General features: G+C 50.9%; 28 protein-coding genes and 1 pseudogene. 20 read left to right on the forward strand and 9 right to left on the reverse strand.

The window, feature by feature from the left end; translation table 11 throughout:
• Window positions 1-23 precede the first annotated feature (23 nt).
• Window positions 24-446: an ElaB/YgaM/YqjD family protein gene (locus SynA1524_RS02020; protein ID WP_186498739.1), complete on the forward strand. Its 423-nt coding sequence runs from the start codon at window positions 24-26 to the stop codon at window positions 444-446.
• Window positions 446-835, forward strand: a complete 390-nt coding sequence (locus SynA1524_RS02025) for a phage holin family protein (RefSeq protein ID WP_186498740.1) — start codon at window positions 446-448, stop codon at window positions 833-835. Before SynA1524_RS02020 ends, SynA1524_RS02025 begins: the two co-directional genes overlap by 1 nt.
• A 1-nt stretch (window position 836) precedes the next feature.
• On the opposite strand, the gene SynA1524_RS02030 is transcribed toward SynA1524_RS02025, so the two are convergent.
• Complete coding sequence (locus tag SynA1524_RS02030; protein ID WP_286188629.1) at window positions 837-2,003, reverse strand: THUMP domain-containing class I SAM-dependent RNA methyltransferase; 1,167 nt, start codon at window positions 2,001-2,003, stop codon at window positions 837-839.
• A 941-nt stretch (window positions 2,004-2,944) separates the two neighbouring features.
• Here SynA1524_RS02030 and SynA1524_RS02040 point away from each other — a divergent pair.
• Window positions 2,945-4,129 (forward strand): AAA family ATPase, encoded by a 1,185-nt coding sequence (locus SynA1524_RS02040; protein WP_186498741.1) that lies wholly within the window; start codon window positions 2,945-2,947, stop codon window positions 4,127-4,129.
• Window positions 4,130-4,363: 234 nt separating this feature from the next.
• Here the strand turns inward: SynA1524_RS02040 and SynA1524_RS02045 are convergent, their stop codons facing one another.
• Window positions 4,364-4,681: a DUF3303 domain-containing protein gene (locus tag SynA1524_RS02045; RefSeq protein ID WP_186498742.1), complete on the reverse strand. Its 318-nt coding sequence runs from the start codon at window positions 4,679-4,681 to the stop codon at window positions 4,364-4,366.
• Window positions 4,682-4,764: 83 nt separating this feature from the next.
• On the opposite strand from SynA1524_RS02045, the gene SynA1524_RS02050 reads away from it, so the two are divergent.
• Window positions 4,765-5,118, forward strand: a complete 354-nt coding sequence (locus SynA1524_RS02050) for a DUF1651 domain-containing protein (RefSeq protein WP_186498743.1) — start codon at window positions 4,765-4,767, stop codon at window positions 5,116-5,118.
• A gap of 902 nt (window positions 5,119-6,020) precedes the next feature.
• Entirely contained in the window at window positions 6,021-6,170 is a 150-nt protein-coding gene (locus SynA1524_RS12865) for a hypothetical protein (protein WP_222930499.1), read from the forward strand.
• 345 nt (window positions 6,171-6,515) lie between these two features.
• Here SynA1524_RS12865 and SynA1524_RS02055 read toward each other — a convergent pair whose 3' ends face one another.
• Window positions 6,516-6,833: a DUF3303 domain-containing protein gene (locus tag SynA1524_RS02055; RefSeq protein ID WP_186499446.1), complete on the reverse strand. Its 318-nt coding sequence runs from the start codon at window positions 6,831-6,833 to the stop codon at window positions 6,516-6,518.
• A 592-nt stretch (window positions 6,834-7,425) separates the two neighbouring features.
• Window positions 7,426-7,980, reverse strand: a complete 555-nt coding sequence (locus SynA1524_RS02060) for a hypothetical protein (protein ID WP_186498744.1) — start codon at window positions 7,978-7,980, stop codon at window positions 7,426-7,428.
• A gap of 89 nt (window positions 7,981-8,069) precedes the next feature.
• Between SynA1524_RS02060 and SynA1524_RS02065 the strand changes: the two genes are divergently transcribed.
• Together SynA1524_RS02065 and SynA1524_RS02070 are read left to right on the forward strand one after the other, a co-directional pair.
• Entirely contained in the window at window positions 8,070-8,261 is a 192-nt protein-coding gene (locus SynA1524_RS02065; RefSeq protein ID WP_186498745.1) for a hypothetical protein, read from the forward strand.
• 28 nt (window positions 8,262-8,289) lie between these two features.
• Window positions 8,290-8,637 (forward strand): hypothetical protein, encoded by a 348-nt coding sequence (locus tag SynA1524_RS02070; protein ID WP_186498746.1) that lies wholly within the window; start codon window positions 8,290-8,292, stop codon window positions 8,635-8,637.
• A gap of 428 nt (window positions 8,638-9,065) precedes the next feature.
• Here SynA1524_RS02070 and SynA1524_RS02075 read toward each other — a convergent pair whose 3' ends face one another.
• Window positions 9,066-9,236, reverse strand: a complete 171-nt coding sequence (locus tag SynA1524_RS02075; RefSeq protein WP_186498747.1) for a metallothionein — start codon at window positions 9,234-9,236, stop codon at window positions 9,066-9,068.
• 480 nt (window positions 9,237-9,716) lie between these two features.
• Between SynA1524_RS02075 and SynA1524_RS02080 the strand changes: the two genes are divergently transcribed.
• The gene (locus SynA1524_RS02080) at window positions 9,717-10,004 is read left to right on the forward strand and encodes a hypothetical protein (RefSeq protein ID WP_186498748.1); all 288 of its coding nucleotides are present in this window, start codon (window positions 9,717-9,719) and stop codon (window positions 10,002-10,004) included.
• A 42-nt stretch (window positions 10,005-10,046) separates the two neighbouring features.
• Here the strand turns inward: SynA1524_RS02080 and SynA1524_RS02085 are convergent, their stop codons facing one another.
• Window positions 10,047-10,289, reverse strand: coding sequence for a hypothetical protein (locus tag SynA1524_RS02085; RefSeq protein ID WP_186498749.1), 243 nt, complete (start codon window positions 10,287-10,289; stop codon window positions 10,047-10,049).
• Between the two features lie 247 nt (window positions 10,290-10,536).
• Between SynA1524_RS02085 and SynA1524_RS12870 the strand changes: the two genes are divergently transcribed.
• From SynA1524_RS12870 to SynA1524_RS02125, 10 genes and pseudogenes are all read left to right on the forward strand, one after another.
• A complete protein-coding gene (locus SynA1524_RS12870) occupies window positions 10,537-10,770 on the forward strand; it encodes a hypothetical protein (protein ID WP_286188630.1) in 234 nt (77 codons plus the stop codon).
• Between the two features lie 662 nt (window positions 10,771-11,432).
• The gene (locus SynA1524_RS02090) at window positions 11,433-11,705 is read left to right on the forward strand and encodes a hypothetical protein (protein WP_286187779.1); all 273 of its coding nucleotides are present in this window, start codon (window positions 11,433-11,435) and stop codon (window positions 11,703-11,705) included.
• Window positions 11,706-12,532: 827 nt separating this feature from the next.
• Window positions 12,533-12,745 (forward strand): DUF8633 family putative protein, encoded by a 213-nt coding sequence (locus SynA1524_RS02095; protein ID WP_186498751.1) that lies wholly within the window; start codon window positions 12,533-12,535, stop codon window positions 12,743-12,745.
• A 36-nt stretch (window positions 12,746-12,781) separates the two neighbouring features.
• A complete protein-coding gene (locus SynA1524_RS12930; protein WP_286188755.1) occupies window positions 12,782-13,015 on the forward strand; it encodes a hypothetical protein in 234 nt (77 codons plus the stop codon).
• Window positions 12,969-13,082 (forward strand): annotated as a pseudogene (locus SynA1524_RS02100) (DUF3104 domain-containing protein); the annotation flags it as partial. The gene SynA1524_RS12930 and the pseudogene SynA1524_RS02100, both read left to right, overlap by 47 nt.
• An 83-nt stretch (window positions 13,083-13,165) precedes the next feature.
• The gene (locus tag SynA1524_RS02105) at window positions 13,166-13,465 is read left to right on the forward strand and encodes a DUF3303 domain-containing protein (protein WP_186498752.1); all 300 of its coding nucleotides are present in this window, start codon (window positions 13,166-13,168) and stop codon (window positions 13,463-13,465) included.
• A 1,735-nt stretch (window positions 13,466-15,200) separates the two neighbouring features.
• Window positions 15,201-15,350: a hypothetical protein gene (locus SynA1524_RS02110; RefSeq protein ID WP_186499670.1), complete on the forward strand. Its 150-nt coding sequence runs from the start codon at window positions 15,201-15,203 to the stop codon at window positions 15,348-15,350.
• A 5-nt stretch (window positions 15,351-15,355) separates the two neighbouring features.
• Complete coding sequence (locus tag SynA1524_RS02115) at window positions 15,356-15,502, forward strand: hypothetical protein (RefSeq protein WP_186498753.1); 147 nt, start codon at window positions 15,356-15,358, stop codon at window positions 15,500-15,502.
• A gap of 288 nt (window positions 15,503-15,790) precedes the next feature.
• Complete coding sequence (locus SynA1524_RS02120; protein ID WP_186498754.1) at window positions 15,791-16,039, forward strand: DUF3104 domain-containing protein; 249 nt, start codon at window positions 15,791-15,793, stop codon at window positions 16,037-16,039.
• 41 nt (window positions 16,040-16,080) lie between these two features.
• On the forward strand, window positions 16,081-16,257 hold the full coding sequence (locus SynA1524_RS02125) for a hypothetical protein (protein WP_186498755.1): 177 nt from the start codon (window positions 16,081-16,083) through the stop codon (window positions 16,255-16,257).
• 1,624 nt (window positions 16,258-17,881) lie between these two features.
• Here SynA1524_RS02125 and SynA1524_RS02130 read toward each other — a convergent pair.
• Entirely contained in the window at window positions 17,882-18,034 is a 153-nt protein-coding gene (locus tag SynA1524_RS02130; RefSeq protein ID WP_186498756.1) for a hypothetical protein, read from the reverse strand.
• Between the two features lie 226 nt (window positions 18,035-18,260).
• Here SynA1524_RS02130 and SynA1524_RS02135 point away from each other — a divergent pair, with 226 nt between their 5' ends.
• A complete protein-coding gene (locus SynA1524_RS02135) occupies window positions 18,261-18,680 on the forward strand; it encodes a cupin domain-containing protein (RefSeq protein WP_186498757.1) in 420 nt (139 codons plus the stop codon).
• 221 nt (window positions 18,681-18,901) lie between these two features.
• On the opposite strand, the gene SynA1524_RS02140 is transcribed toward SynA1524_RS02135, so the two are convergent.
• Both SynA1524_RS02140 and SynA1524_RS02145 read right to left on the reverse strand, forming a co-directional pair.
• On the reverse strand, window positions 18,902-19,126 hold the full coding sequence (locus SynA1524_RS02140) for a hypothetical protein (protein WP_186498758.1): 225 nt from the start codon (window positions 19,124-19,126) through the stop codon (window positions 18,902-18,904).
• A 64-nt stretch (window positions 19,127-19,190) separates the two neighbouring features.
• Window positions 19,191-19,385 (reverse strand): hypothetical protein, encoded by a 195-nt coding sequence (locus tag SynA1524_RS02145; RefSeq protein WP_186499671.1) that lies wholly within the window; start codon window positions 19,383-19,385, stop codon window positions 19,191-19,193.
• 217 nt (window positions 19,386-19,602) lie between these two features.
• Between SynA1524_RS02145 and SynA1524_RS12935 the strand changes: the two genes are divergently transcribed.
• A complete protein-coding gene (locus SynA1524_RS12935; RefSeq protein ID WP_286188631.1) occupies window positions 19,603-19,731 on the forward strand; it encodes a hypothetical protein in 129 nt (42 codons plus the stop codon).
• The last annotated feature ends 478 nt before the right edge of the window (window positions 19,732-20,209 follow it).

Below are 20,209 nucleotides of genomic sequence, written 5' to 3' on the forward strand. Positions count from 1 at the left end.
AGATCATCTCCATTAATCGTCGCATGATCGGTGAATCGCCACAATCCAATGGTCGATTTGAGCTCCACTTTCGAGAGCGCTTTGAGAGCCTGCTTCCAACGATTCGTGAGCGCTGGCCTGACCTTGCTGAACATACCCTCGAAGCAACTCGAGGAAGCATGGATGAGGTGGTGCGATTGATCGAGCAGAACACTGGACTGACCCCCCAGGGGGTGCGGGAGCAGCTGGAGGAGCTGATGCACTCAGCGGGAGAAGGCGGACGTCATCTGGCCGACAGTCTTGATCCGCTGGAACAGCAGTTGGAGCAGTTGCTGGATGAGCTGAACACAACTCTGCGGCCTCGGATTGAACAGCCTGTGCGGCAGCGGCCACTGCTGGCTGTGGGCGTAGCCCTTGGGGTGGGTGTGTTGATCGGCTCGCTGCTCAGTGGTGGACGGCGTTCCTGATGACTGATTCTCAACAACGATCGCGAGGATTCGGAGCCGCTGCACGGGTGACGGCCTTAGCGGCCTCTGTGATGGATCTGCACGTGCGGATGGCGCTGCAGGAGGTGGATCGGGAGAAGCGCCGGTTGATCAGTGGTGGTCTGTTCATGGCCATCGGTGGCACCTCGATGCTGTTGGCGCTGCTGGCCGGCGAGGTGGCTTTGGTGCTGTGGATTCAACAGACCTGGAGCCTGAGCCTGAGTCAGGCCTTGCTGGCTTTGGCCAGCGCCAATCTGGTGCTTGCGGGAATCAGCCTGCGCATCGGCGGTCAGGTGCTCAAAGCTCCGTTCCTGCCACAGACTCTTGAAGGTCTGAGCCGAACGATACGAGCCCTACTGGGTCGCGATTAACTCAACGGATCCCGTAGTTCAGCCAGCGGCAATCGATACCGCCATTGCTGACGGGGATCCTCCGGCTGGCCTTGAGCCGTAAAGCGCCGGTGAAGGAAGCGTTGCCGCTGAGCAACCACAGCTGCCAGCCTGATGCCTGGTCCCGCACGAAGGATCCAAGCGATCGGTAGAGCTGTTCGAGATCGTCGTCGGCACCGACGCGGTGGCCGTAAGGCGGGTTGCACACCAGCAGCCCTGGTCCTGGAGGGAGTGTCTGCTGCTCAAAGCTGCCGCAACGAATGGAGATCAGTCCTTCAAGCCCGGCGGCTTGGATGTTGTCGCGGGCATGATCAGCGATCAATGGATCCTGCTCGTATCCCACGACGGGAGCCAGATCAAGGTCGGAGCGACGGCGTTGCCGAGCCCGGGCGTGTTCGCGCTCCCAGAGCTCACGATCAAAGTCGGCCCAGCCTTCCAATCCGAACTGTCGACCGAGACCTGGAGCCTGTTGCAGGGCCATCGTGACGGCTTCGATCAACAGAACGCCGCTGCCACAAAAGGGGTCCACCAGCGGCATCCGGCCATCCCAGCCCGTGAGTTGAATCAGCCCAGCAGCCAGGTTCTCCTTCAACGGTGCGGCTCCCATGGCAGAGCGGTAGCCCCGCCGGTGCAGGCTGCCGCCACTGCCATCGAGGCTCAGGACCGCACCACCGCGGTTCAGGTGGAGATGCAGAGCCAGGTCTGGATGGTCCAGGTCGACCGACGAGCGTTCTCCCCAGATCTCCCGTTGCAGATCCACCAGAGCGTTCTTCACCTGCAGCGCGGAGTAGTGGCTGTGGTTGAGCCCTGGAGCTGTACCCGTCACGTCAACACGGAAGCTCATTGAGGGATGCAGCCACCGCTCCCAATTCAGGGCGTTGCGGATGCCGTCGTAGAGATCATTCCGGCCCTGACAGGGAAAGTCTGCCATCTCCCGCAGCAGACGGAAGGGCAGTCGAGCTTGCAGATGCAGCCGGTAGAGGCAGGGTATATCAGCCTGAAACGCGGCTGCTCGGCGCAGGGGCTGGACTCCATGGGCACCCAACGCAACCAGTTCGTCGCAGCCCAGCGTTTCCAACCCTTGGGGCAGCACCGCAACGCCATTGAGACGGTTCCCTCGACCCAAGACCGTTGTGCTCCAGGTCACCACTGCTGTCAGAATGACAGGGTCCGGTTTCCGGACTAGGTGATCCACACCAGTGTTTCGGACAGCGGTTCGATTCCGCTCAGCTCCATTTCACCCTTATTCGAGGGGCTGCAATGGTTTCGACGGGGCATGAGGAGGGTGACTGAAGCCTGCTCGGTGAGAGCAAACCCGTAACTGCGAACAACATCGTTCGTTTCTCCCGTCAAGCAGCCCCTGTTGCTGCCTGACCCTTAGGGGAGATGGGGTGAAGTCAGCCTTATCACCAAAATGACTCATTGGCCCTGGAAGGGGCCTTCAACCTGTCCACCGCAAGCGATCTCGGCGAAACTGGTTTTAGGGATAAATCAGCTTCGGGATAAATCTCGGGATAAACCGCTCGGAGCAGCTCTGTGCAGTCGACAGGCGCTGATGAGAGTCCCAAATTCTTAGTACTAGGTCGGAGCCGTCCGATCTTGAAAGCAGCGCAGACCAGGTCCCAACGACTCCTGTGTTAGTCAAATGAGAGGTAGTCCTGTCGGCGGTTCTCTCGGCTTGGTTGGGCAAGTGTTTCTGACAGGTCGCAACAGGTGGTGCAGGGCAGCAAGCCGCAAGCGGAGACAGCTACAGGACGGCAAAGACGAGGGGATGGCTTAGCGGACGGCCTTACCTGAAGCTCGCTCAGAACAGAGATGCTGTGTCCGTAACCAACGCTTCCGGGACCCAATGGGTCTCCACCCAGGAGTGCGCTGACGCTCTTGGCATTCATCCGCAAACGCTGCGAAAGCTCCGGCGTCATCGGATCCCGCTTTTAAGGAAGGCCGGGACTACCGATGGGTTGGCCTCAGCACCAGCAGCACTCTTCAGTGGCATGTCCACAGTGCGATCCAGGCGTTCACCGATTTCCGTCGGATGCCTGCTGAGGCGGTTGAGACCTACGGCCGTGCCCCCGGTGCGAGGGCAGGGTCATGAAAGGTCAGGCAGACGAAAGAACGTCTTTCCAAACGTTGATTGATATGGGGAATTTGCCTGCTGATGCGTTCCTCTCGCCTTCAAAAATGAAGGATGGCTTCTATTCCAAGACTCTTCAACACGATCTCCAATTTCCGTCTGGCGATTCTTTGGGTGAGGGGTGTCAGGGGGATGTTCAAAAAGTCCCCATTCAGTCCGCCAAGCAGGTTCTGAAGACGCGCGAGGCCACGGATTGGATCGTTGATGAGTTCATCCCCCGTGGTCGGCTGACTTTGCTTGCTGGCGCCTCTGGGTCAGGCAAAAGCTCGCTTCTCTATGGGTTGGCGGAAGCCGTCTCTAACGGCTCGGTCTTCATAGGTCAACTCACGGCCAAGAGAGGCAAGGTCTGTTTCATCCAATCCGATGAAAGCCCTGAGAACGCAGCCGACAAGCTCAAGGTCATGCGGGCCCGTGGAGAGTTTCATCTACTCACTGACTGGAGTTCTTTCAACGAGGACAACCTCAAGGCTCTCCAGAGGCAACAGGGCTACGACCTGATCGTCTTGGACAGCCTGACGACGCTACTGGGTGCTGGCAGGCCAGATGGCCCGAGCATGAATGACGCGGAGTTTGGATTCGAACTCTATCCACTGAACACATGGGCTTCTAAAAATCGCGTTGCCGTGGTGATGAGTGCCCACCTCAGGAAGCAGAGCAAAGAGTCAACAACCAACGCCATCACCATTGACTCTATTTATGGCGCCGGCAGTCAGGTCTGGGCTTCCAGCGATGTTTGGGGGATCTGGAGGTTGGATAAGCAGCAGTCAGGCCAGGGAATTCAGATGCGGTTGAAGTGCTTCAAAGGGCGCACCTGCAAAGACGGCACAGCGTTGGATCTGGAGGGAAGCGATGAGGACTACTCGTTTCTTCTGAAGGGGGTCACGAATGAAGAGGACATGACTCCAAAGCAACGAAGCCATTTCGCGGAAAAGGCTCTGGAATTGATTGCAGGGAGCGACCGCTACTGGACGGTTGAGGACATCACGCAGGAGCTGCGCTGCGCTGAAAGATATGCGTATCGGGTTCTGAAGGGCTTGTACGTGGAGGACAAGATCACCAGACAGACCCTTGCTTCCACTGGTGGTCGCCCAAAATATGTATATGCAGAGAGGACTTTTTGTACTTCCCCCACACACCCATAAGATGCATAGGTGCACCACTTAGTAACTTCTTGGGTCCTTCCTGCCTGTCGGCTTGTGGGTTATTGCGGACCACCTTCATCATTTAGCGCCAGACAAATTGGGCCTAAATTGCCTAGCACAATCTATTAGCCAAACTAATTAAATTAGTGGTTAGTGGCAGACGATAGCACGGTGGATGATCCGCAAATTGTTTCTCCCGTAGAGCCTGCAAGTACCGCCTTGCCTACGTACTGCTCATGACATCTTCGCGAAAAGCTTTTTGTGGTAATCGACAACATCCTGACACCCGATTACAGGAGTGAAGTCCATCTCAATGCCGAATTGAGCACGCCATGGCGCGAAAGCTTCAAAGATCTGAGCATCACTCTCTGCCTTAAACAAAATTGTTACTCTGCCTGCGCCAGGTGCGTGCACGCGGAACAACATTTCAAAGCCATCAAAGTTGTCTAGCTTCGCCATATCTCCTGAATCCCACAGCTCATAGAAGCTTTTGTAAGCAGCCAGTTGACCTTCAATCTCAGGAAAAACGCAATCCGCGAGATACATCTGCATGGGAGTTACAAAAGAAGAGACACCTGCGTGGTAGCCATCCTGACGTTTTGCCGCTGTTCAGGTGATCAGTTCGTGACAATGGAATGTCAGCTCTTGCGGGGCTCTCTGACCCAGGTGTGGTTTTCCGCAGTGCTTGCAGCCATGGCTCCTATCTCTTCGAAGTCAGGATTAATGGTGTGAAAAACAAGAATCGCCAAACCTACAGACCACGTGGCCACAGATGGCTGGTGAATGTTGACCAGCACAAAGTCGTTGAGTTCAAGCCTGAAGAGCCAACAGCAGATGGTCAGTGGGTGACACTGCGCACCTTTTACTGGCGCCCGCCTGATTCCCCGATTCCTGCGACGCGTCGACGGATGGCTAGACACAAGGCCATTGAGGCGTGGGAGATAATGGTCAAAAACGGATGGAGGCGATGTTCACCACCAGTGAGATGAGGCTGGTGTCATAAGGAAAGCCAGCTCCTTCGGGAGACCGTTAAGCGATCTGTCATCTTTTGCAGACCTGCTCGAGCAGCTCAACATAGAGGCCGCAGAATGAATACGTGTGATTCAGGTTTCTTGAGATGCCGAATTGGCTAAGACGGTCTCTTTCATCTGGTATTTCAGCAGGCACGGCACTTTTTACCTTTGCCGTGAATGTCGCTTGGAATGTCTGTGCTGTAATTGGCGCATCCATCCTCATCGGTGCTGTCTTTGTCTAATGAGGCATTTCCTTAAAAAGCTCAAAACAGCATTTACAACCTGTGTTGTAGGTATTTGTTTATTTATTGCTCCTGCTCTCGCCGCAATCTTCAAGGTATTTGTAGTAGTTACAAGCACTGCTATTGGCATTTAGTTCTCGATTGTGATTCGCTTAGGCGTGTCGTGGATGTATGTCTGCCGGCGGCCGCCCACCACGTGTTGGAAGATTGTCCAGGACGTGCTCCTTCGGGATGCGCTTCAGCCCACCAGCAACGTATGCCTCCCAGCAATCGCCCACGTCGCCGACGATCAGGATCGGAGCGATAGACGTCCTCCAGAAATTGAATTGTGCAAAAGGTCGGATGCGTACCTGCGTCCAGCTTTGTTCGCATCGGTGATTGACTTAAAGTTTCCTACAAAGTCATATTCACGCCCATCAATCGTGGCAGAAACGGCGTATAGATTCTGATTCACCTTTTGGACGCTCCAGCGCAGAACGCAGGCCGGAGATTTCCTTGAAGCATTCATTCTTCTCTCCTGATTGGACGAAGAACATAAGCCGCAGGAAACAAGAGACTCGCTAAAGATTATTATTTCGCAAATAAGTATTTATTTTCTATTCATATTTGACTCAAGAAGTTCTGTGAAGATATCTGTTGAATGACGCTTTTTTGCGCAAGCTACCAGAAAAGGGAGGAATGCCCCATGAAATTGTTTGCATATTCCATCTCGGTTCTTTTGATAGCAGCAGCACCTGCGCACTCTACCAGCGACAAGCAAGTCTTCCTGTCAATGCAGAAGTTTGAGCAGGTGGCTGACAGGGCACATGGCTTCTGCGCGAGCGTTGACCTTGAGTTCTCTCAAAAGTTCTATGACTGCATGGACAAGAAGATGCATGGAACTTATATCGACAGCAGCACGGTCAGATCACGTAACTAATACGAATACGGGTCCTTCTTGTGTAGTACAGCGTAGGTTTCTTCAGATCGCCCTCATTATTTAGCGTCAGATAAGTTGGGCTAAACTGCCTAGAATTATCTATTAGCGAAACTAATCAAATTTGTGGTCAACAGATAACGACAGCACGGTGGAATGTTCTGCTTATTTCTTCTCCCGTGAGGCCTGCCAGTACTGCCTTACCTACGCACTGCTCAGGACATCTTCGCGAAAAGCTTTTTGTGGTAATCGACCACATCCTGACACCCGATTACAGGAGTGAAGTCCATCTCAATGCCGAATTGAGCACGCCATGGCGCGAAGGCCTCAAAGATCTGAGCATCACTCTCTGCCTTAAACAAAATTGTTACTCTGCCTGCGCCAGGTGCGTGGACGCGGAACAACATTTCAAAGCCATCAAAGTTGTCTAGCTTCGCCATATCTCCTGAATCCCACAGCTCACAGAAGCTTTTGTAAGCAGCCAGTTGACCTTCATTCTCAGGAAAAACGCAATCCGCGAGATACATCTGCATGGGAAGCACGAAGAAGGAGTCAGCCATTTGATAGGCATCCCAAGGTTTTGCCACTGTTCAGGTGATTAGAGCGTGACAATGGAATGTCAGCGCCGGAACGGCTTATGCGAGTGGCTCCCACGGAAGTGAGCTTCAAATTGCCTGTGCAGCTGCGGCTTCACCGACATCATGTGCCGACTATTGATGCGGGCTCACTCACATTGATGGAACAAACAGACCTGCTGAGCCATGACAGGGGGGTTAAGCATTAAACCCATGGCTCGCTTACTTCAATTTGTCCAGAAGTCGAAGAAAGCTGATTTGGCAGCTTCAACTGCTGTCGTCTTTGCTTGCATCACAGCTCTCGCCCTATGGGGTTTTGCGAATGCTTATCCAGCACTTTGAATGACAAGCTGATCGAGGCTCACCTAAGGGTCTGAACGAAAGCCAGGACAATCGCTACGGTGACGACAGTCTTCTGTAAAACTGACTATTTATTAATACTCCTAAAAGCCAAGCTGTATGTATCCCAAATACGCGTTTTAGTGACCAAACGTCAGCTTCCTATTCAGGCTGACCTGATCGTGAATCGCCTTCCACAAGATCTTATTATTTAGAATGTGCAGAAAGGACTAGTCTGCATATCCAACAATGCATCAAGCCCGCAATCAAGGTTATTCTCGGGATTAGACAATCTAGAATAACTTTGCCCGCGATATCCATAGTTATAATCGCCATGGCTGGTACTAGAAGAATCAGATGACATAGATTCATCTGAACCTTGATACGATTCTCCTAAATCTCTATTACTGGAATTAGAAAATAGGAAGTCGCTCGAATCAATATTTGACAAATTGCTAAGACGAGCAATTACGCCACCTTTCTTTCCAAACCCTTTGCCAGCTCCATTGCGATTCCTATAGAGAAAACCTTTCTTTTGATCAAAAATTAAATCAACATCATGTGTTGAATGAACCTTTCTTGCATCTTTTCTGTTTTTAGCAAAGTGAATTGTTGTATCACCATCAAAGCTATCACTGATTAATTCAATTTTATTCGTACCCTTCGAAAAGAGTGACAGATTATATTTTAAATATTTAGCTTTTTTGTTGCGACCTTGAAGAAAGATCTGGAAATTGTCGTCATTGTTGAGTGAAGGTTGTTTCATGAGAATGAAATGACTAACACTATAATGGCTAAGTACCGTCAAAAATGTGGACCTAGACCGCAAGTCGTTCAGAGACGCGCCCGATAACGATGCCGATCATCCTTGATCACGTCTCTCCAACACCAGTACTTGAAATAGACGTCTGGCCACGCTCAGCAACGCGCAAGGAATGGTTCGCCATCACCAGGCGCATCATTCAGGACACCATCGCTGATATGAACCTCGATCCCGCTGCGGAAGCAGAAGTTATCGAAGCTTTTAAAGGTGCAGGGCTGTTGTGAATGATTGGGAGCTGACTAACTAGTGATCTTGTTGCAGCAGCTGAAGCTCTCTATAGAAGAGAGCCATAGCGCCAACAATAGCAACGCACAGGTTGGTGGTGAGAAGCATTTCGTTGAGCATCTTTGCCTCATTGTCTCTCCCATTGGTCTAAGACAAATAGTCAGCACTTGTTGCTCTTGTTACAAGCCTGAATGGAGTGAAAACCGGCCAGCAAGACCGGCAGGGGTAGATTCATTGCAGCGCAGTGCATCTCAGCGATTCACACCCCCAAAAGCGCCGGGCAAGGGCCGCGGGGGTAAATCCATTGCAGCGCAGTTAATCTCAGCGATTTATGCCCTTAAAGCCCCCGCCATTACCTGCCACTACGACAACTGAATCAGTCTTTGAAGAGAAACGCTCTCTAGCAATTTCCATTCGTCGTATGTTTGTTTCTATTTCAATTTCACGCGCCAATTGGAGTAGTTGCGCTTTACACATCGCTTGTTCGCCAGCATTTAAATGGGCCATGAAACATGAGAGAAAATTAATTGCTGAAAAGCTAAATACAATGCCTGCGGATCTTTCAGAAGCGTCATTTACGTACACATGATCATGAAGCTAGGTAACGACAATGCAGCTGGCCCAATAAATCTCCGGGCAAGGGCCGCGGACACAACCTCTACACGGCACCCCCAAAAAAACCAGTAACACCAATGCTTCTCAGCTAAAAACCGCCAAATCCGTCCCCCCCGAAGCTGATCTGATTGACATGGCCTTCACCAAATGAACGCCTCAATCCACACCAACGTCATCAGTGACCCTGATCACTCACCGCATTTACACCCACAAGAACCTTCACCATGACAGGGCTCATTGTTGGGATGCCCTGTTGAACAGGCTGTCGAACAGAAGAACTTACCCTGAAGAACAATTGCGCTCTCCTCGCTGACTTCGCAGGTACATTTAGGACATGCACAGTTGACGGCTGTTGACATTTGAGTTGACCTCGTAATTTCATTCCAATACTAGACCAGTAATGTGACCTAAGCATAAGAAAGAGAATCATTATTGGAACAAAGAATGATTATTATTGTCAGTGCCCCAACTCAAAAATTTGCCGCTCCCTAACATGGCAATAACTACTGGACAACAACGCCAGCAGCGTCGTAACGAGGCTCTACAGCTGATCAGCAGTTGTGTTCCACCAACTGATGCTGCGTCTCTGCTGACTGTGAAGTGGGGGTGCAGCAGGCGAACGAGTCTGCGTGACCTAGAAATCGCTCAGAGTGAACTAGCGAACGCCTTGAACTCGGTTGATCTTCAGCAGATGGTGGGTTGGTTGGCAACGCAGTATCAACGCCTGGCGGCCAAGGCTGAACGCGATGGTCAGTACGCCTCAGCTGTTGGTGCGTTGAACGCATTGCGAGCAATGGTTGTGCAGCCACAACTGGATGCGCAGTTTGCTGCTCACTTCCGTGGACGCTTCACGCACCAAACGCACTGCAGGTAACCATCGGTTTAAAATAATAAGTCAATGGGATGAGGGAGTGAAGATTAAATCCTTTCTGATTATTGTTGGCGCGATAATCACTGTTGCATGTCCAGTAGCTAAAGCTGCTGAAGAAGATGACCAACAAAAGCAAGAACCAAAAACATATGAAGGATGTGTGCTGGCCGCTTCTCAAAAGAATACAAAGTGGACTCAGTACAGAGTCGATGTCAATCACTGCAGAGCTGAATTCGGTATACCAGGTGAGTACTAATGTACTGGTTTCATTCGGTGAGTTGCCACGAAAAATATGACGCTAACTATTTTTTGCATGGAATTGACGTTTTTCCTCAGAGGGGATCCAGCCGGCATCTGCCAATGGATCACCTGAGCTTTGCTCTAGCTGCTCAAGATGATCAGTCGAAGGCAACATGGCCAAGCGCCACTCCAGCTCCTGCAGGTATTTTTTGCATTGGTCAGCGCGCTGTTGATTACCAACACTGGTGAAATATTCAATTCGAACTTTCTCCCACAGAACTGCATACCCATAGTCGGACATGCTTCTGAGCCGTACTCGAGAGCCCATTGAGATAAATTAAGGTTTTTTAACTCTAGCTATCGGAGAACCGCTGCAAAATGCTTTTTGTCACAAAACATTTTCGTACTATCCGTACTGAGATTAAACAGAGCACTCCTGTCGCAAACGATACTACGCAAAAAGACTGCACTGTCTGAAGCTAGCCACGATTATTCCAATTAGTTTCCAATGCCCATACGTGTAGTAGTTTGATGAGTATAGATACCTGTTGCTAATCAGCTATTTTAAGGGGCAGAACGTAGGGAGCAATATTCAGCCAATGGCGAAGCGCCGTTTCTTAGACAACAGTCCGCTGACTGACGAGCAAGGACTTACTGCACTGATCGTGATGGGCGTTGGATTGACGGTCGGAGCCATCTTTACGACTTGCTTCTTGGCATTGAGCTCATCTCCTCCTGCAATGTGGCACGAGCTGTGGCTGTCAGGTCAACTCAACTTTTGAGCGTCTGCAGCTATCGCTCAGAAGGCTGTCGTCGATTTATTAGTGGATTGTAAGGCGTGAGCGCGAGAATGGCTGGTGCCCGGAGGTGGCTTGATGTGAGAAGGATGGTTGATCGACGCCAACGACCATTAGGTGTGGCGGTTCTAAAGGGATGAATCTGCTTGGGTCAGTAATCCAAAGGTTTTCGTCGACTGGCTCGCCTGTGCACTGCTCAGGGCATCATCAGCAGGGTTTGGTGGATAACCAGAAGCAATCCAACGTCTGCTGACCTGATTGGACGCCCAAAGAGCGATCAAGCACCAAAAAAGGGGCACCGAAACACCCCTGAATTCCGATTTGGGTCTGTTAATCCGTTACCTGGACCTCGCTACTTCTAACCAGATCCACAAAACGGAGCGTATGACTGGAGTTTAGAGATACAGACAATCCAGAACAACGTGGTTATGGTCCTGAAAACACCATCCCCTGCATCCACGAGGCAAAGTCATATGTAAGAGAAAATCAAACTTGAATACCAGTCAGACATCCTCTTCTATAAATGTGCCTCTGTTGGGGAGGACTGGGAGGAAGAGTGATCTATGAAACATTTTCTTTTTGCTATGGATGATATGATCGTTATCATTTAATCGATTATGTCGTTTCTGACTTCTGTTCGGACAATAGTGAAGGAGGGCGAGGTCGAAAAGTATGTCGAGGCAGTTCGCGCGTGGGAAGCACCTACAGATATGAATGGGTATTTTGCCCAAACAGGTGAACGATCCTTTGTCTTCACGGGGGTCTTCAAGGAAAAGGAGTCTCTTGTGGCGGCAAGACCTCAGATGATTGCTCATCTGGATTCTGTAAGAGACCTTCTTGAAGAGATCTCTGCTGATCTTGGTGTTACGGATCCTGTTTCCGGTCCAGTACTTGTCGAAAAACTCAACTGGTGCACCTGAATCAGTGCAACGTCGTTATGCCTTGGGAAAGAGAAGATTGGGAATGAACGGAAAACTACTGGTCATCGGAATTGTCTTCTTCTTCCTTCTCATCTTTATGTATGAGTCTTGGATGATGCGAGGTCTTCCTCACTGATTAGACCTTCACCCTTTAATTACTTGTCAGTGCATATTAAAAACAAGTGGATTAGGTCTGCTCTATTCGCATCATCAGGTCTGATGCTTGCGATTGGCATCACCAAAACGGGAGACCAGGCAAGTGCCCTGATAGTGATAACCGGAGGATTAATATCTCTCGCCGCCCTAGTGAGTCGAGTTCCCGATCAAGAGCAAGAATGAAAAACCTCTTGGTCGCCATTCCCTTACTCTTGATTGCTAGTCCTTCGATGACGAGACCTCTAGCCCCCGATCCGTGTGCTCCTTACGCACAATCATTTCACAGCGTTGTGGATCAGATCAAAAGATTTAATGGCATGGCATTGACTTACCCAGGAGTCGAGGCAGTGCGCAATCGATTAAGGTTTTATAACCAGATGAATAAGAAATTAGCACCCTTAATATCTTGTCTAGAAAATCACGAAAGCGAGATTTTGGAATATTACCAACAGGTTAAAGGCATGACAGATACTCAGATCAATAGTTTTCAATGAAAATAGATGACGATCTTTTTCAAGCACGGCAAGCAGATCATGCCGCTGTGAATATCAATCCCTCCCAATAGGTATCACTTGGAACCATTTTCATTATTTCTTCAGTAAAAGTCCTTTCGTAGTGGGGACTTTTATGGTTTTTAACCACTTAGGTTCAACGCCCCCGAACCTACGTCCATGTCCCCCACTGACCTCTCATCGCTCAAGTGGGGCGACGACGGCGAACTGTCTTCTCAAGACACCTGGAACCTGGTCAACCTACTGACCAAGGTGGAGGATGAGACCAAGGCATCAAACCTGCTGCACCTCTCCTCTAAGCACTCTCATGGGGAGCACCGCAAGAAGCGGAGCACTCTGGAGTTTGCGCTTCCAACATTGGCCGGTTGTTGAGGAGCCGGTCCCGCCTTAATCACAAATAGGCGACAGATGAACCGCGACTACATCGACTGGCTTACTTCACTGCCAAATAACCGTGGTGTCAGGAATCGGCAGATCAACGTCTGGATGTCGGGCTATGCGCCGCTACCCGAAGAGATCGACTTACAGCACTGCGAGGAGATGCAGCAGCGGTGTGTGGTGCGGGACTGCCCTGACGGCGTGCTGGGAATGTTATGGCGGTGCCAGGAACCCAAAGGTTCCAACGTTGTTTCAGGTGGCTGACGTCGATATCGGCACCATCAACTGGATCAACGCTGACCTGGTGACCCACATCTGTCCAAGGGTCTGATCGACACCGCTATTGGTGTAACCAGCACGACATCGCTTTTGCGCTTGTCAGGCCATGGTCGCGGGGAATTTAAGTGCCCTCTTATGGCCCGCTTCTTGATCAATTGGTGCGCCCCAGATCCCACCAACGAGAAGTACACGCAGGCGATCGTTGACTACATCAAAGGCGGAAAGCCTATGGATGAGTACGCGGGCTTCAAGGTGTTGGCACGTCAGATCCACCCTCACCTCGGTGGTGGCTGTCTTTTGGTAGAGGCCGACAACCTCGTAACAGTCCAGAAACACACTTACCCCTGGACCAAGGGTCTCGGCGTTACCGCGACGATTACTCCTGGTCTCAGCGATGAGGAGTATGTCGAGCTTGAAGAGAGCATGAGCAGCTGACCTCGTGACTCACATTTGTCCGAGGGTCTGACAGCCCCTTCTATCGGCTGGGCTGACTCTCTGCAGCCTTACCGAAGCAATGATGTGGGGCGGCGGAACCGCGAGGAGAACGCTGTTCTCCCCGAGCGATGCGGTGTCTGCATTCACAAGCTCGTACTGATATATAGCTGTGCATCAAATGCACTAACTCTTTTCAGGTTTATGGCACAGAACGGTGTCTCCCGCGATCGCTCACGCAGGAGACGTGTTCTGTCAGCTCTCGGATCGCTCTACCGAGGCTGCCGCGAGTGGAAGAAGGACCCCATCACCGCGTTGCACAAATATGGGGTCGAGCGGATCAGCTGGCAACACTTCTCCCGAGGTTTTTTGGGATCAACAAAATCTTCCGTGAACTTTTATTTTCTTGTATCTCAGACTACCGACGGACCGCACAGTCAACAAATATTGCCTCCCACCACCACAGCACACACACAAACTGCTCGAGCGTTTCTTTGATGGTATGAATTTGATCCTGATTTTCTTTGTCGATCACACCCTGCCTTGAGACGAAAAATTAGGCAGCGGCTTGGTTTTCGGAATTTGCAAGTTCCTCCTGCAATATCTTTATTTTGCGTAAAATAGGTCCACAATGCTCACAGGCATGAGGATCTGGAGGTAGAAATCCCTCTCGATAAAGCATTGAGCGATAGATCTCGATCTGTTCTTGTAGATGCCAATTCAAAATACATTAGAGCAGGTATAGCAACTGTGTCGAATTCTCCGGCATTTAGTGTATCAGGCCTGAGCAATGTGCGGAACTCAACAACATAAACTGTGTTCTTTGTCACACATTGATCACGTTGGGCGCCGCCCCACCTCGATCTGGTCTTGGGGGTGGCCTAATTGACCAGCTTTTCATCGATACCGTGTTCGCGAGCGCATTCGACGTTGTCGCTCGTATCACTCATGCACTGCCCATAACCCTTCCATTGCTCAGAAAAAAGCCCGGTGCAGTTCCTACAATTACTAGAAGACGACGCATAGAGGTAATGGTGGTAGTCATCGTTTCGAGGCCTCGGTCTACCTTAGTAGTACTGATCTGACGTTATCGAGAACAAAACTTCTATCGACATGTCTGTGGTCTTAAACATCGATCATGATTGACGTTCCAGATTCAGCAGACTGCGCCTGGCTTGAGCGTCCTCTTGCTTTGCCTCTTCTGCCTCAGCGCGTAGAAAACGCTTTCTTTGAGCGGACTCATAGCCACTTAGGTCTGGCTGCTTTTCCTCGGCTGGTTTGGGCTTTGGCTTGAGAACTGGCTTGGTCTTATCCAAACCCATCAAAAGTGGGTGGATTCCTCTGCGACTCATTTGTTTGATTTGCTACGTGGTTGTCGCGACGTGATCTTCCTGACCCAATCGGACCAGTAGATCATGTTGAATGCATATTTGAATCGTGGTATTGATGAAGACATTTGAAGACAACTGGCGACTGCTTTGCGTTTGGGGCTCGGTTGATGGCTTGGCTCTGCTCTCTCTGGTGCTGGTCCACCACTGTTTTTGGAGGATCTTGAACGCTTCGGATGTATCCGAGAGGCGTCTGAACCTTCCCGCGGTCATCTAGGTCGAGTGGGATAAGACTCTCCGCTAGCCGTAGCCACTACTGTCTTGATCGACCTGGTGGCGACCTAAGTCAAAACCCTCTAAAAACCCAATACAGGTTCGGTGTAGCAATGGCTCTTCCCAAGTGGGACACCATGACTGACGAGAGTCAGGCAATGGTCAAGAAGGTCGGCCTCATCGGTGGTGGAGGCCTCCTCCTGCTTGCCTTCAGCAAGATGCTTATACCTCTGGCCCTGCTCGGCGGAGGTAGCTACGTCGCCTGGCGTGCCCTCAACAAGAAGTAGGGGGCATGGAAGACAGCACCAATAAGGCCAGACGAAGACTTTTCATCTGGGCCATCAGCATCAATGTCGTCGCTTGGGGCGGCTACTTCTATTTGACCAAGGTAATGGGATTCGACTATGAGCTAATGAGACAGGCCAGGCTGGACGGCTGAGGAACTAAAGCACGTCGGGCCTAACACTGATCACCTGTTAAGTGGTTTGAGTGGGGATCAGCAGCTGCCAGCCCTTCCCCTTTGCTAGGAGTTGTTTTCGTAAACGCCCCTGATGGATTCGAACCATCGACCGACTGCTTAGAGGGCAGACGCTCTGTCAGGGATGCCCGTGCTTTTGAGGCAATTTTTCGTGCTTGCACGGAAGATTGATCTCAACCCTGCCCGTAGTTATCGGTAGTTGCAAAAGGCCGCCAGTCGTACTAGTACTGGTGTATTGGCAAGAGTAATGTGTCGGTTGATCTTGCGAGCGCCGTTGCAGCGCCAAAGTCGGATCCCGTTTCCCTGCATGTCAAAGCAGGCATGACCGTGATCGTCACTGACACGGATGGGGCCTGGCGGATGGCTGATGTGATTTGGGTCGATGGCAGTGCCAAGAACCCAAAGGTTCCAACGTTGTTTCAGGTGGCTGACGTCGATACAGTCGTCATAAACTGGGTCAAAGCTGACTTAGTGACTCACATCGTCCCAAGAGTCTGATTTGAGTGGGTAGGGTCACCGGACTCTTAGATCCACTTCTCATGAACCGGTCCCCAAACTTCGCCTTCATTGGCGGCTCCGTGATCATCGCGATCATGGTTATGACTGCCTTCGCCAATTTGGCAAACGCTGGCGGTTGCTCTTACAGCAAGTCAGCCGAAGCAACCCCCGAGCAGGTTGAGCAGAAGAAGAGCGAGGAGCCTGGGGTAGAGGCTTGATCGCTTCGGACAAGCCACAAGCTGTCCCCGCCTAACTGGCACAGTGACTGTTGGAACGCCTATGGTTCGTTAGTGAGGAAAAATCTCACGGGTTGGAAACAAGGACACAACCCCGTGCCGTTTCGGAACCCCTGCCTTTGGCGGGGGTTTCTTTTTGAACTCAGTTATCCACAAGGTCAGTGGATCCAAATCTTGCCTGGGGCTCGCAAAAGCCGCTCATGGCACCATCCCTAGTGCTTTAGGGCACAAAAAAACCCGGTGTGACTCGCACAACGGGCTGGGTGATGGGGGAAACCTAAATATGGCTCAGTCACTTCATGATGGCTAGCCCCACATGTGGTGTCGTCAAAGTCGGTACAGAACTTCACTACACAATTGAGGAAATCAGTTCCAGGTGGCACAAATGAGTCCAACGCGGTTAGTTTTGTCGAGTCCGGCCGGGTGATGGGGATCAGCCGAAAGGATTGATGACCTCGGAGATCTCTCCGGGGTTTCTTTTTGGCCGCCTCAGTCGCCGATGTCGATCCAGGCAGCACCCTCCAGGGCCTTACGGCTCATAAGGGAGGGGGGCTACTGAGGCCCCGCGAGAAGAACGCTGTTCTCCCCGATCGATGCGACCATCGGTACAACCAAGTTCGCCGCGCTATTGAACTTCTCAGCGAACGCACCAGGTCTTTTCAGGATTCCATTGCACAGAACGGTGTCTCCCACGATCGCTCACGCAGGAGACGTGTTCTGTCAGCTCTCGGATCGCTCTTCCGAGGCCGTCGCGTGTGGATGAACTCCCCATGTCCGCGCAAAGCAAATATGGAGCCGAGCCGCGTGTTCGGCAACAGTCTTTTGGTCATTTTTTGATTCCAGAAAATCTCCCATGAAGCCCTATGAATTTGGTATGGGAGGACACAGACAACAGGACGCTCATCCTGCAAGTCACCCTTCACGACTTACTTCTCATAAGGTCTGATGATTTGGGTTATCAGCTGTGCCCAACCGACAAGCCTAAATCACCATGGGCGTTCCACCCTCGATTTGTTCCATGACTGAACTGTTGGCACGGATCTGATCCTGGTGTTTCTTGTCGATCACGCCCTGGCTTGAGACGAAAAATTAGGCAGCGGTTTGATTTTCGGAACTTGCAAATTCCATCTGCAATATCTCTATTTTTCGCAAAATAGGTCCACAATGCTCGCAGGCGTGAGGATCTGGAGGTAGAAATACCTCTCGATAGAGCATCGATCGATAGATCTCGATCTGCTCAATTAGGAAATTGCGATAGGAACTCACATCACACTCCTAATCGTACTGCACGTAATGCCGAGAAGGTCTGGCAAAACGCAGTTCACGTTCCTCCATCTGACGCTGAATACTCATCAGACGGTGATAAGCCGACTTACAACGTGGGCATTCACAAGGAATGCCACATTCTTCAAGCTGACGAAAGGCAATCATTGCTTGCTTATGCTCTTTAAGCGAATATTCAGCCACCGCAAGTAAGGCGGAGAACAAACGAATAATGCACAAAAGCTGCAAATTTTTCTGTACCAGTCAGACAATGTCCTGAATTCAACAATTCAAACTGTGTGCTTTGTCACACAGCGATCACGTCGGGCGGACCAACCAAGGCTCATGGGTCTGGACCTCGTCCATCCAATGTATGCAACCGCTCCCGTTCCAACCGCAGGTAGCGCTTGCGTTGAGCTGAGCAGAGCGCATCGGCCTCCTCCAGGTCGACGTGCCAGCCAGCGGCTAGTCGATGGTCGGCTTCCTCATGCGTCATGAACCTGCACAGGCAGCGGCAAGCGCCCCCTGCTGCCTAATGATGGTCTCTTCTTCACCTGTTGCGACCTCTGAACTATTGGTTTTAGAAAGTTGTGCGGATAGCCAACCGTCTTCGGGCTTACGCATGGCAAGCCATTTACATAAATCCTAATATTTTTACATCGTATCGATGGCAACAAACGAGTGGACGTCCATCAGGTTAATGTGAGAAAAATTTATTTAAAATGCTAATCTTCATTGTCACAACGCTCTTTTCCCTAATTGTTTTTATGCTTCCAGCTGTTGCCAGCGCTGAACCTATTACAGTTACTGATATGTTCAGTTCATCCACAACTATTGAGGGAGATACGTTTAACTATCCCTCCGGTCAAGCTGAAATGCGTCTAGTGCGCGCTGAATTTGAGGAAGGTGCAACTTTTCCCCTTCACACTCATGCAACGCCATTGCTTGGCTACATCGAACAGGGGGAATTGACCTTAACTAAGGAGGATGGAACGAGTCAATCGTGGGGAACGGATGAGTCCTTTGTTCTTGGCCCCAAAACTCCTCCTCACACAATGGGAAACACTGGCAAAGGCACTGCAGTGATGTGGGTGACTTTCGCGGCTACCAAAGACCTGCCCAATCTTGATCTGGCATCTTGATAGACGGCTTTGTAATTGTTGGCTCGCAAAAATTTTTTCTACAGAATTGACAGGATGAGATGTTTGCTTATTTTTGAATGCCTGATTGATTAACCTGCCGAAATTTTACGACAAAACCTCTCACGTATATATGCAACCCTGTTTGCAATGGCGGGGGTTTTCACATGGACCACCAAGGAAGCTGGCGAAAGTCACTGACTTGATCAAGCGAATCCAAGCTTTTACTTCTGGCCCCAGTTGAATCCGAACCGCTGCTGAGCAGAAGCTTCCATCTCCCTGCGGATCTGCTGCATCGCTTCGCGAGCAAATGCCTTTTCATTCTCCTGTGCAGTAATGATCTGCTTCGTAAGAGCACGGAGCTTTTCAATGTCCTCGCAGCCATCGATCTCTTTGAAGGCTGCTTCCAAATGAAACCTTTGCTCAACTGACAAGACATGATTGGTCATTAGAGATACGTAAAGGAGTACAGCCCTGCTGATATGGCAAGGCTGCTAATCAATCGGTGATGACTCAGGCTGCAGAAATGCTGTATGGAGCTTCAGGGGCGCTGGTGGGCATGGGGTCGAGCTTGCCTTGTGCCAATGCTTTGGCGCGGACATACATCTGACTTGATGTGGCACCAGCTGCTTCCATTGCCTTGGCGACGATGGCCCAGTTACGAACTTCGGTAGACATTTGAGGCTGAATTGAAGACGAAACAACCATCGCCAGCCAACAGACCTAGCCGTGACGGTGAAAACCGCCAAGGGACCGAACACGCGAAACGAGAAGTTCGCTGCTATGTACCTGGTTTCTCCGAGTGTTCGTCTGGCTTTGGGCGGTAACGAGACGTGGCACATAACAGGCCAAAACGCCTGTTTTGCGTTGCCACTGCATCACCAGCGCAACAGCGGGGAACACTTCAGGCAGTCACGTCTGACCAATGCCTCAAGACACCCGCATCGCCCTGTTCTTACTGGCTGAACTGGTGGCAGCACTGCAAGCCAATGACCCTGACAAGTTCAAGCGGTGGCTGTATGGCGGCATTCAAACCCAGGAGAAGCTGCCGTGACTGAGTTGCTGCTGGATTGGATTTACCTGTTCATCACACGAGTCGAGAGGGACAGGATGGTGGCGTAGCACCTAGGAGTGAGCCTCAATTATTTTTGGTGGAGCAGCCAGGCAATCACCCACTCCAGGCATTCTGATCGTTCTAAGGTCGGATCGAACGAATCACGCAACATATGGCAGCCTAGAACTAGCTGACAAAAGAACCTACAGTTGCTAAATCCGAGTCTGCGATGATCAAACCCATGTCCTTGCGAACCAAAGCAGATTTAATCAAAACAGCAATGATCTTGATCATGGGCGTTGCTACTGGTTCTTTCGGAGGGACAGCACAGGCATTCCCAGTGGATAGCCCGCAATCATTTAAGAATTACTTAAATAGCCAAATAAATTGGAATGATGGATATGGAATAACCATTGAATCGGTCAGCGAATGCTACCGAACATATAAGAATAACGGGAAAGTCAAGGCTTATGTCTGC

This window comes from Synechococcus sp. A15-24, from assembly GCF_014280195.1.
GTDB lineage: Bacteria > Cyanobacteriota > Cyanobacteriia > PCC-6307 > Cyanobiaceae > Parasynechococcus.

Coding starts and splice junctions, on each gene's coding strand:
- SynA1524_RS02020 (WP_186498739.1), top strand. CDS start 24: ATGATCGGTGAATCGCCACAATCCAATGGTCGATTTGAGCTCCACTTT.
- SynA1524_RS02025 (WP_186498740.1), top strand. CDS start 446: ATGACTGATTCTCAACAACGATCGCGAGGATTCGGAGCCGCTGCACGG.
- SynA1524_RS02040 (WP_186498741.1), top strand. CDS start 2,945: ATGAAAGGTCAGGCAGACGAAAGAACGTCTTTCCAAACGTTGATTGAT.
- SynA1524_RS02045 (WP_186498742.1), bottom strand. CDS start 4,681: ATGCAGATGTATCTCGCGGATTGCGTTTTTCCTGAGATTGAAGGTCAA.
- SynA1524_RS02050 (WP_186498743.1), top strand. CDS start 4,765: ATGTCAGCTCTTGCGGGGCTCTCTGACCCAGGTGTGGTTTTCCGCAGT.
- SynA1524_RS02055 (WP_186499446.1), bottom strand. CDS start 6,833: ATGCAGATGTATCTCGCGGATTGCGTTTTTCCTGAGAATGAAGGTCAA.
- SynA1524_RS02060 (WP_186498744.1), bottom strand. CDS start 7,980: ATGAAACAACCTTCACTCAACAATGACGACAATTTCCAGATCTTTCTT.
- SynA1524_RS02065 (WP_186498745.1), top strand. CDS start 8,070: ATGCCGATCATCCTTGATCACGTCTCTCCAACACCAGTACTTGAAATA.
- SynA1524_RS02075 (WP_186498747.1), bottom strand. CDS start 9,236: ATGTCAACAGCCGTCAACTGTGCATGTCCTAAATGTACCTGCGAAGTC.
- SynA1524_RS02085 (WP_186498749.1), bottom strand. CDS start 10,289: ATGTCCGACTATGGGTATGCAGTTCTGTGGGAGAAAGTTCGAATTGAA.
- SynA1524_RS02095 (WP_186498751.1), top strand. CDS start 12,533: ATGTCCCCCACTGACCTCTCATCGCTCAAGTGGGGCGACGACGGCGAA.
- SynA1524_RS12930 (WP_286188755.1), top strand. CDS start 12,782: ATGAACCGCGACTACATCGACTGGCTTACTTCACTGCCAAATAACCGT.
- SynA1524_RS02105 (WP_186498752.1), top strand. CDS start 13,166: ATGGCCCGCTTCTTGATCAATTGGTGCGCCCCAGATCCCACCAACGAG.
- SynA1524_RS02110 (WP_186499670.1), top strand. CDS start 15,201: ATGACTGACGAGAGTCAGGCAATGGTCAAGAAGGTCGGCCTCATCGGT.
- SynA1524_RS02115 (WP_186498753.1), top strand. CDS start 15,356: ATGGAAGACAGCACCAATAAGGCCAGACGAAGACTTTTCATCTGGGCC.
- SynA1524_RS02125 (WP_186498755.1), top strand. CDS start 16,081: ATGAACCGGTCCCCAAACTTCGCCTTCATTGGCGGCTCCGTGATCATC.
- SynA1524_RS02130 (WP_186498756.1), bottom strand. CDS start 18,034: ATGACGCATGAGGAAGCCGACCATCGACTAGCCGCTGGCTGGCACGTC.
- SynA1524_RS02135 (WP_186498757.1), top strand. CDS start 18,261: ATGCTAATCTTCATTGTCACAACGCTCTTTTCCCTAATTGTTTTTATG.
- SynA1524_RS02140 (WP_186498758.1), bottom strand. CDS start 19,126: ATGACCAATCATGTCTTGTCAGTTGAGCAAAGGTTTCATTTGGAAGCA.
- SynA1524_RS02145 (WP_186499671.1), bottom strand. CDS start 19,385: ATGGTTGTTTCGTCTTCAATTCAGCCTCAAATGTCTACCGAAGTTCGT.
- SynA1524_RS12935 (WP_286188631.1), top strand. CDS start 19,603: ATGCCTCAAGACACCCGCATCGCCCTGTTCTTACTGGCTGAACTGGTG.